Origin of the sequence: Arthrobacter sp. AK01 (genome assembly GCF_021109375.1) — a bacterium.
Lineage (GTDB): Bacteria > Actinomycetota > Actinomycetes > Actinomycetales > Micrococcaceae > Arthrobacter.
In genome coordinates this window covers 1-9,482 of sequence record NZ_JAJOHP010000113.1, presented here as the reverse complement: position 1 = coordinate 9,482, position 9,482 = coordinate 1, and the positions used below count along the sequence as shown (strand labels likewise).

Here is a 9,482-nt window from a genome sequence, read left to right as displayed (position 1 = left end):
CCCGCCCCTGGGGGCGGGCCCCGGGCCCCCCCCCCGCTCCCCTGGCCCCCACTCCCGCCCCCCCCCCCCCCCCCCGCCGCCCCCCCCCCCCTCCTTGAAAACGTGGGCTGGGTGGATGGCTAGATAACGCCGCCGGCCGCAGACGGGGCACTGGCATCGTTTCCGCCATCGCCTACAGTCTCCCGGGCGACATAGTTCTCGATGTCGAAGAGGTTCTCGGCACGCTCGGTGATGTTCAGCAGCGTGGTCATGGAGGCGACCTCTTCCACCTGTTCCTTCAGGAACCAGAGCATGAACTGCTCGCCCAGGGCATCCCCCTCGGCGCGGGCGACGCGGAACATCTCCTCGATGTTCTTGGTGACTTCCTTTTCCTGTTCCAAGGCCAACGCGATGGGTTCCTTGGCGTTGGTGAAGTTGTTGCGAACCGGGGCAATACCGGGGATCTCCACGTGCACGTTTCGGTCCAGCATGTACTGAACCATCATCATGGCGTGGTTCCGCTCCTCAAGGGATTGACGGTAGAAGTGCCGGGCCAACTGCGGCAAGTCCTCGCCGTCAAAGTACACAGCTACTGCGATGTATTGCTGGGAGGCCGCAAACTCATTGGCGACCTGGGCGGACAACAACTCATTGAATGTCTTCTTAGCCATGGCTCGATCCTACAGGCGGGCCATGACACTTTTGAGGGTGAGGTTCACCACTGCTCAAGGCACCAGCAGGCTGATACTTACTCCAGCCGCAGCGGCAAGGACGCTAAGCGCCATTGTGCCCAACCCATTGATGATGGCCAGGGCCGTGCGACCACTTTGAACAAGCCGGATGGTCTCCAGGCTTGCCGTGCTGAAGGTGGTGTAGCCGCCCAGGAATCCGGTACCGAATACCAGCAGGAGGGACTCCGGCGCTTGGCCGCGCATCACGAACCCTGCCAGTAGGCCCAGCAGCAGGGAGCCCGAAATGTTGATGGCAACGGTCCCCCAGGGAAAAGCGGTCTTGAGGCGTGCCCGGATAAGCCCGTCCACCACAAACCGAACGGCGGCACCTACCCCGCCCGCCAAGGCAAGAAGGATGACCGTCACGATTGGCGTCCAGTTGCGCGCTGGTGATGGCGGGCCCCCAGCCAGATACCCGCAAGGGTGGCAACAGCGCCGCCCACCAGGCTCGCTGCCAGATAACCCGCAGCTGCAGGAGCCGCTCCAGCGCTGAACAGGTGCACCGCATCCAATGCCAGCGTGCTGTAGGTGGTATACGCGCCAAGGAACCCCGTACCCAGCCCGAGCCGCAGGACCCGGCGATTGCCGGCGTCGGGACCCCTGCGGGAGAGGCCCTCAAGCAAAGCGCCCAGCGCCAAGGCGCCGGAAAGATTGATGACCAAGGTGGGAAGTGGCCATGCACCTGGCGCCGGGATGGCAAGTCCCAGACCATACCGTGCCAGAGCGCCCAGCACACCACCGGCCGCAACAATACCGATAAATCCCCAGTGAAGGTGGACGGGGCGTTTGTCCTCAGTCGTCATCGTCGGTGTGGACCCGGGGATTGACGGGAACAACGAGTACCGGCAGTCCTTGGCGATGGGACAGGTGGCGGGCGACGGAACCGGCCGTCAGTTCCTTCAGGGCGGCTGTCAGTTTGTGCTCCCGCGTGCCCACCACGATCATTGATGCGCCTTCAGCTTCGGCTTCCCGGGCCAAGGCACGGGCCGGTTCCCCTGCCAATGGGACCATCGACCATTCGACGCCGGTGCCGTCCAGTTGCGCGGCGATGGCCTGTCTCAGCGATTCGGGGATTTCGTAAGAATCGTCGTCAACGCCGTCCGGATCGATCGGCGCCGCGGGACCTCCTGTACTGCCGTCCACGGGGTACACCGTAACGTCGGCATACGCGCACACCAGTGGCAGCCCGGCACTGGCGGCCACCTGGACTGCTTGCGCAAGAACCACGGGGGGCTGCCCCGGCATGACACCTACCAGGATGGGGCCGGACATGCCGTTGGCGGCCTCAGAACGCGGAGCGGGGGTCTCTGTCACAGGGCTAGTCTACGACGCGGGCAGGTGGCGCAAGCTTGTTCTCACACGCGACGGCTTCCCGACCACAAGGCGAACAGCAGCGGCACCACGGAAACGATCATCAGCACATTGCCGAGCACCATGTCATCGGCACGGACCAAGGCCCCTGAGATAAGCACCGCTCCGAAGATGACTGCGCCGACTGCTCGCCGGACCAACAGGATGAGCCGGGCCATCTGCCGTTCGAGCCTGCGATTTGATACCTGCAGGAAACCGTCCTCCAGTTGAGAGACCAATCCATCCAGCCGTTTCGGCAGGCGCAGGGCTATGGCAGCGGCATCGACCGCCTGGGATGCGACGTCGTTGATGAGGTTTCCACGCTCGTCGCGCAGCAGTTGCGCCGCGTACGGCTCCACGGAGTCCCACAGATTGAAGCGGGCATCCAGTGAGCTGCACACACCCGAGGTCAAGGACATGGCCCTGATGATGAGCAGGAAATTCTCCGGCAACTGGAAGGGCAGGGAGCGAATCACGCTGCCGAACTCAGCCCCGAATTCGCGGAACTCCCGCGGATCAACGTCGCGAAGCTCCGCGAAACCCATCCCGCCGAAGCGCGCGAAGAGCTGTGTCATGGCCCGCTCAAGCTCAGCTGTGTCGGCCGACTGCATCAGCACCCCCACGTCGCTGATCGCGGTCACCAGTCCTTTGCCGTCCCGTGAAGCAGCAGCGATCAGAAGCTTGCGCAGCCCGCTGCGCGTCTTCACGGGAACTTCGCCCATCATGCCGAAGTCAATGAACGTGAGTTTCCAGGGATGCTCACTCGACGGATCGTTAGCCGGCGTGACGAAGATATTGCCGGGGTGGGGATCGGCATGGAAGAAACCGTTGGTGAACAACTGGTCAAACATCACCGAGGCGAAGACTGGAGCCACAGTGGCCGGGTCTATGCCGGCCAGGCGAAGCGACTCCGCGTCCGTGATCTTGATGGCCGTGACATCTTCGAGTGTGAGCACACGGCGGGTGGTTCGCTCCCAGACCACAGCTGGGACAGTTACCCGTGGGTCGTTGGCGAAGTCAGCGGCAAAACGCTCTGAGTTGGCCGCCTCATTCAAGTAATCGATTTCCTCCAAGCTGGTCTGCGCGAACTCCTTGATCAGGGCCGGCACGTCTGCGCGGCTGGAAACGATGCGGATGCGGCTGAGCCAACCTCCCACTTTCCGCAAGGCGGCCAGGTCGACGTCGACGATTTCGGCGATGCCGGGCCGCTGCACCTTGAAGACCACGCTGCTGAGCCCGGTATCCTCGGCATTGCCGGCCAGGAGTTTTGCCCGGTGTGCTTGCCCGAGAGATGCTGCCGCAATGGGCGTCTGCTCGACTGAGGCGAACACCGCCTCCAAGGGGGCACCGAGTTCGGCTTCGGCCAGCGTCCGGATGGCAGGAAAGGGAACGGGCGGCACTTCGTCCTGAAGCCCCTCCAGCTCCGCGGTGATCTCCGGTGGGAGCACGTCCAGCCGGGACGACATGAACTGGCCCACCTTGATCATCAGTCCGCCGAGCTCCACCGCAAGGCCGTGAAACCGCCGGGCAAACTGCCGCATTCTGTTGGCTCGGTTGCGTTCCGTCAGCCGACGAAGGCCTACCTTGGGCAAGAACAGCTCAAACCACCACGTCACCGCCAGATGCCATGCGGCGAATCGCAGGATTCGGCGGTAGCGGGCGCGGGGATCCCCGCTTCCCGGCGTGGGATCTGCCCGATCGCGCCGAACCGACGTCACCCCTTCAGTCCTGGGCGAGGATCGAGTACAGGCGGCGGCGCGCCTCCTCGAGCACCGTCACAGCCTCCTGCACTTGCTTGGGCGTTCCGGTGCGGCCAACCTGCGCGGCGGCCTGAGCCAGGTCCACGCCGGCCTTGGGCAGGGCTGCGAATCCCGGGCTCGACGACGTGCCCAAGGAGTCCCACGGTGCAGACGTTTCAGAACCGGCAACATCCTCCCGGCCGGCTTCAGTCAGGGAGTAGATTTTGCGTCCGCTGGATTCTTCCGCACTGACGAAACCCTCGTCTGCCAGCAATTGCAGGGTGGGATAGACGGAACCGGCGCTCGGCTTCCAGCTGCCCCCACTGCGCTCTTCGATTTCATGGATGATCTGGTAGCCGTGCATGGGGCGCTCGGCAAGCAGGGCGAGGATAGCCGTCCGTAGCTCGCCCCGGCCCGCACGGGTTCCGGAGCGCTTTTCGAACCGGGAGCGAAACTCCTCAACGGCCTGCCACATGCCGTCCAGGTTGTTGCCCATGAATCCGTTTGCAGGGAATGAATTGTGCATCAAGCTCACCTCAGTCAATCGCGAACGATACTAAACGATAGTTAACGATATACCCGAGCGCGGCACCGGGGAAGCCTCATAGCGCAGGACCGGACAGCACTTCTGGGTGATGCCGTCCGGCCCCGGCCGCGGAACCTTGGGGCAGCTTCGGCAAACGAGGGGGGTCATTGGCCGACGCGTGGGATCCGCTGGGTTTAGTAAATGCGAACCGGCCACCTAGGCACACGAGTAGTTGGTACTCGTCTTTTCCTTGCGCTGGAAGGGGCGACTACTTGCAGGGCTGGGAACCCTGATGCCAAATGTGGAGCTAAGGAGATTCGAACTCCTGACCTCTTCGATGCGAAAGAGCCGCTTGCGGGAAAGTCACGTGAAACGCGGTATAGCGTCGAATGACAGAATCCGCGCCAGCATTGGGAAGGGGGCCTATCGCGGTGGCACTACGCGCAGTGCCGTGTAGCCCGGTAGAGCAGCGCCTTGCGGTACGTTTGCGGTACGGACACCAAGCTCCAAGGCCTCGGAAATCTGCTCTGCCGGGATGTCGGCAAGATGGGCATAGCGCTCCGTCGTCATCGGGGACGCATGGCCCAACAGCCGGCCTACCTCCTTGATGGACACACCACTCTGGATCAACCACGAGGCGTAGGTGTGCCGCAGATCGTGCGGCCGCGCGTGATCAATCCCCGCAGCTTCGAGCGCCGGCAACCAGACACGCTTGCGCCAGTTATCCAGGTTCACCATCTCGCCCTCAGCGTTTAGGACCAGAGCCGACCGGCAGCGGCCTACGCGGTGGTCATGTCCGCAGCTAGATCCGCCCGGGGCTCCAGCTCATCGATGAGTTGGGCAACCCACCCAGGAAGCGGGACACTTCGCGCCAGCTTGCCCTTCGGGTAAGGCTTCATCATTCCGGCCTCATAGTCGTACGTTTCAACGACGTGAATCATCCCGCGCTCGCGGTCCACACGGTGAGAGTGAAGGCCCATGGCTTCACCCCAGCGCAGCCCCGTACCGATCAGCAAACCCACAATGGCAGCATCGACCTTCGTATCCAGGACAGCATCAAGCGCCTGGTACTCGTCTTTGATCAGGTAGCGCTCCTGCGCCGGCGGCCGCTGCGGCAGTTTCAGCCGATAGACCGGATTGCCAGGAAGCACCTCCGCATCGACAGCCGCCATGAAAGACGCCGAAAACAGGCCAAAGATCCGCTGAACACTGGAAGCAGCAAGCGTCCGCACAACAGGCTTGTAATCGTTGCTCTCGCGTCGCTTCAGCTCGGCCTTGCTCGGCTTAATCTCAACCCTGGACAATTCGGAGATCCACTTCCGCCCGTCCTGCCTGGTGATATCGCAAAGAGGCACCGAGCCCCACTTGGGGAACAGATATTGATCCCTCATGCTGACCTCATTGGCCGCCGTCGAAGCCTCAATCTTCCGGGTGGGCCACCACTCCTCACACCACTCCCCCCACGTGCGCCGCGCAGCATCCGGATCCCGCCACCCAGCCGACCGCGACGTCTCCTCCTTCGCGCTCGCCGCGTTCTGGGCGGCTCGCTTGTGAGAGAACGTGCCGGCGGAGCGTTCCTTACCGGCGCCGTCGCGGTAGAGCCCCTGGTACTTGCCGGAGGGAAGTTTCTTTGTCCAGGCCACGGGGATCCTTTCGACCTCGGGAACGCTGGCGGCGTTCCGGTATTGAATCGAATTGGATGGTCGGCTACAGCGGCTGTAGCTCCAGGGTGAGGAGCGTTTCCCATTCTTTGTCCTCGAGTCCTGTGAAACGATCCTTTAGGACATCGGGCGTGACCCAGAGTTCGTCAGCAAGTTCATCGAAGGAACGAGCCCAGCGGAGGCTCTTGCTGAGGAGGTCCATGGGGATAAGCCGCCGGGCCGTCTCTTCACAGACGTCAGTTTCGATGCCGAGCGGCTGGCAGCCCCGGTGTTCCCCTTCCAGGTGCACGAGTTCGTGAGCAAGCGCGCAGCGCCGTTCGACTTGCTGCTGGCCCTTATTGAGCCAAATGACGTCAACACCGTTCGTCCTGCCCCGAGCGCCGTCAGGCATGTCAACCCAAGACAGGCGGACATGCTTTAACCCCCGAAGGTGGAGCCATGGATCAATTCCCCAATTCGAACACATATTCGAAATGTTAGAGGTTTTGGCGTCTACCTAAGAACTTGAATTAATAACGTGACGGGTGCAGTTCGTCACCCACGGCAGCGTTAGGCCACGACGGCGAGGGCGTCGTCGACCAGTCTGGATTGCTGGCTTTCTGGGTACGCGACCAGTCCGGGGACTTCGGCCCAGACTTCTCTGGCGATATCCAGAGCAGGCTTGGCAGCTTCGGTCCTCGGTTCCTCGTAGACAACTCGGAGCTGTACGTCTTCGGGGATAACTAGGGGCGGGTTGCCCCTAGATTCGAGGAGGCCGCCTTTCGTCCTTAGCCGGCTCATGTGTGCCGCCCACGCCTGAATTTCTGTTGAGACTTTTTCGACGTCCGAGAGGTTGAATGACCAGGTGTTGGTAATCTGCTCAACCCGAGAGTCAGTAACGGCGAAATTGGCTGTTCGGGGAACAGCGCCGACGCGAACGTGAGGGCGGTTTCGGATGACAGCGTTGCTGCCGCGGGGCAGAGCGTGCCGGAACTGCTGTGACACGTAGTTTGTTACCCGGGCGCCAAAGAGTTCGCGAGTTTTGACCTGAGGATCTGCCACAAGGTGATCAAACAGCATGTCAATGCCGGCCTGCGCGGAATCGGCAACAATCGGGTATGGCGCTGATACTTGCACCGCGTTGTTCAAGCGGGCCGCTAGTCGCGCTACAGTGGCCGCGCTGATGTTTTCGCCGGAGTCAGCAATCGCAGTCAGCATGGCTTCCGGGCCCGAGGCGCGCCCATTATCAAGATTGATTACCATTCGCTGCAGTTCGCGCATCCAATAGTTGGCGATCATTGGGTCACCGCCGAGACGTGTGGCTCGGTTGAGGTGCCTGACCTGACGGAATGCCCAGTCGTGCCCGTCCGCTCCAACGAGCAGGGCGATGTTGACGAATTCTCCGCGGATTGGGTCCGGTACGTAGCGGACAATCCAGTATTGGTAGAACATCTTCACCTCACTTCGTCTTTGGGTTTCGGGTTGGCCAGGGAGGTCTCCTTGGCCAACTGGCGCATTCTTGCCGATGCGTGGGTTCTTCTCTTATAGAACCACCATGCGAGCGATTCAAGGAGTTCATCCGGAACACCCCATGCTAGGGGCACACTCGCAACCACGTCTATAAGGTCCGTCACGGTGAGCGCCTCGATGCGTTCATACATCTCGACAAAGGCCGCTGGATCCATACCCTTCAGTGGGCCCTTCCACGGCTTCCAGGACGTGGTTGTCAGCTCCAGATCTTTTACAGTCAGCGGTTCCGGTTCTCCGCCGGTGATCCAATAACCATGATCGTAAGACCAGACCTGCTCTTCGTTTTGGCGGTCATAGAGCCACTGTTCATCTTCTCCGTAACACAGCTCCCAGAGTGCGATGAAGCGTGGCTGCCGGGTCTTGTTGCCGTCTCGTGTGACAGAGTCGAGCACGTTCTTCTCTAGGCAGTTCTCAAGAAACAGCGACCCATGCGCTACGCCGGGCTGAATACCGCTCCCAATTAGGCGCGGGTCATGAGTCAAGGCTTCAGGGACATTGACCAGGGTGGATGGACGCATAGGAGCGTCCAGCGTGCGGGCCAGCGCCTCGACCACGCGCTCGGCAATCAACGAATCAAGACCATGGGCATTGCCCATGTACTTCACCCAGTAGTGGGTGCCATTCGTTGCAATTCCCAGAAATGGCACTGAGCCAGTGTTGGCCACGCTGGCAATGGCAAAGATGTCCGTCTCAGGTTCCGGGCGCGGATGTGTCGCAAGAAGCCCAAGCCAATTCAGCCGGATCGAGTAATCGACCGGTTCCCCCATACTCATCTGAAGTTACCTATTCCCCTTGGTCCTGGGACTCTTCGCCACGCTCAGTCCACTCACGATCACGCCTTACCTGAGACTCATGCGGGGCACCCGCAGCCAGGTCCTGCCAGTTATCGGGCAACGGAATGTTCCCATCATCAGGAGCTCGCGACCCGGTCTTCTGTCCAGGGCGAGCGTCACGGCGCTTACCGGCTGACCCGATATCGGTGGGAGGTTCAATTTCTGGAATTGCTTCGACATGTGGCTCCTGATTAGTCGCCAGGACCCCTATTTCTCGACCGAGCTGCAGGAATGCCTCACGGGTTGATGCCGGGAGGGTGTGCAGTCCAGCGACATAGACAGAGTCTGGTTCGGTGTCACTGACATCGAGCCCTAGAGACCGGGCTGAGGCCATGATGATTTCCGTGACCGTATAACCAGTTCCTCGCGCCAACCCTTTAATCGTCGCTGGGTCCGGGAAGTTCTTCAGCGGATCATTGATCAGCTGAAAGAGACGTTGCCTTGCCGGCACTCCCCCGCAAGCCTTGGCAAACGAGTCGTAGCTGTAGCCTTTGGCCTCCTTCGCCGAGGAGACCAAGGTCGCAAGATCCTGGTTGCTTGTCACGATATCTAGCCTGTGGTCCTTTGCATCTGAAGCAAAACGGCATTTCTTAGGCAGTGCCTAACCCTAAATGTTCCATACATTGCCGCTAGATGCCTAAGAAGAACTTTGGTAAAGAGTTGGTTGCTTGGCCTGGTACCTATCAGCACCGTAAAACACGTTCAGCGGCACCGCCTGTAGTTTCGCCGCTTCCGAGCCGGCATTGCGGTACTCGAACTGAATGACAACAGGCACCATGTCTGGGCTCGGGTCGCTTCCAATCTCTGAAGCTTCAGCTATCCGAGTTCCAACGAAAGCTATTTCAATGTCTTAAGTGGAGTGTCCTGAAGGAGTATTCACCCTCGGGGTGGAGGGTAGTCAGCGGCACTCGTCATCTGCGAGACACTGACCAGCGACAGGGTACGGACGGAAAGGCCGCTTTCACGCCCGCAGGTGCAGGTGTTGTGACAGACAAACATGCGTAGTTCTAACGTTAAACACTGAAGAGGCCCCCCCCCGCAGGTGGGGGGGGGGGGGGAGGGGGATATACCACCAGGAGAAAATGGATGGCTTGGGGGGGTGGGGCAGTTTTGTTAAGGGGGGTGAAGGGCGGGGGGGTCCAGATAGTAGAAGC

Annotated in this window: 12 protein-coding genes; all 12 read right to left on the bottom strand. The window is 61.1% G+C overall.

What is annotated here, in order from left to right; genetic code table 11:
• Positions 1-119: 119 nt before the first annotated feature.
• The 12 genes from LN996_RS22715 to LN996_RS22660 all read right to left on the bottom strand — a co-directional run bounded on the left by LN996_RS22715 (position 120) and on the right by LN996_RS22660 (position 8,872).
• On the bottom strand, positions 120-650 hold the full coding sequence (locus LN996_RS22715; RefSeq protein WP_231343347.1) for a ferritin: 531 nt from the start codon (positions 648-650) through the stop codon (positions 120-122).
• Between the two features lie 54 nt (positions 651-704).
• A complete protein-coding gene (crcB, locus tag LN996_RS22710; RefSeq protein ID WP_231343346.1) occupies positions 705-1,076 on the bottom strand; it encodes a fluoride efflux transporter CrcB in 372 nt (123 codons plus the stop codon).
• Entirely contained in the window at positions 1,073-1,513 is a 441-nt protein-coding gene (locus LN996_RS22705) for a CrcB family protein (RefSeq protein ID WP_231343345.1), read from the bottom strand. The genes crcB and LN996_RS22705 overlap by 4 nt, the downstream gene beginning before the upstream one ends.
• The gene (locus LN996_RS22700) at positions 1,503-2,024 is read right to left on the bottom strand and encodes a universal stress protein (RefSeq protein WP_231343344.1); all 522 of its coding nucleotides are present in this window, start codon (positions 2,022-2,024) and stop codon (positions 1,503-1,505) included. Before LN996_RS22700 ends, LN996_RS22705 begins: the two co-directional genes overlap by 11 nt.
• Positions 2,025-2,065: 41 nt before the next feature.
• On the bottom strand, positions 2,066-3,778 hold the full coding sequence (locus tag LN996_RS22695; RefSeq protein WP_231343342.1) for an AarF/ABC1/UbiB kinase family protein: 1,713 nt from the start codon (positions 3,776-3,778) through the stop codon (positions 2,066-2,068).
• 4 nt (positions 3,779-3,782) lie between these two features.
• Positions 3,783-4,325: a PadR family transcriptional regulator gene (locus LN996_RS22690; RefSeq protein WP_231343340.1), complete on the bottom strand. Its 543-nt coding sequence runs from the start codon at positions 4,323-4,325 to the stop codon at positions 3,783-3,785.
• A gap of 423 nt (positions 4,326-4,748) precedes the next feature.
• Positions 4,749-5,063, bottom strand: coding sequence for a tyrosine-type recombinase/integrase (locus tag LN996_RS22685; protein WP_231343338.1), 315 nt, complete (start codon positions 5,061-5,063; stop codon positions 4,749-4,751).
• A gap of 41 nt (positions 5,064-5,104) precedes the next feature.
• A complete protein-coding gene (locus LN996_RS22680) occupies positions 5,105-5,968 on the bottom strand; it encodes a site-specific integrase (RefSeq protein ID WP_231343336.1) in 864 nt (287 codons plus the stop codon).
• Positions 5,969-6,032: 64 nt separating this feature from the next.
• Positions 6,033-6,377, bottom strand: a complete 345-nt coding sequence (locus LN996_RS22675; RefSeq protein ID WP_231343333.1) for an ImmA/IrrE family metallo-endopeptidase — start codon at positions 6,375-6,377, stop codon at positions 6,033-6,035.
• Positions 6,378-6,535: 158 nt separating this feature from the next.
• Positions 6,536-7,417, bottom strand: coding sequence for a DUF3037 domain-containing protein (locus LN996_RS22670; RefSeq protein ID WP_231343348.1), 882 nt, complete (start codon positions 7,415-7,417; stop codon positions 6,536-6,538).
• A gap of 2 nt (positions 7,418-7,419) precedes the next feature.
• A complete protein-coding gene (locus tag LN996_RS22665) occupies positions 7,420-8,268 on the bottom strand; it encodes a HipA family kinase (protein WP_231343331.1) in 849 nt (282 codons plus the stop codon).
• A gap of 10 nt (positions 8,269-8,278) precedes the next feature.
• Entirely contained in the window at positions 8,279-8,872 is a 594-nt protein-coding gene (locus LN996_RS22660) for a hypothetical protein (protein ID WP_231343330.1), read from the bottom strand.
• Between the last annotated feature and the right edge of the window lie 610 nt (positions 8,873-9,482).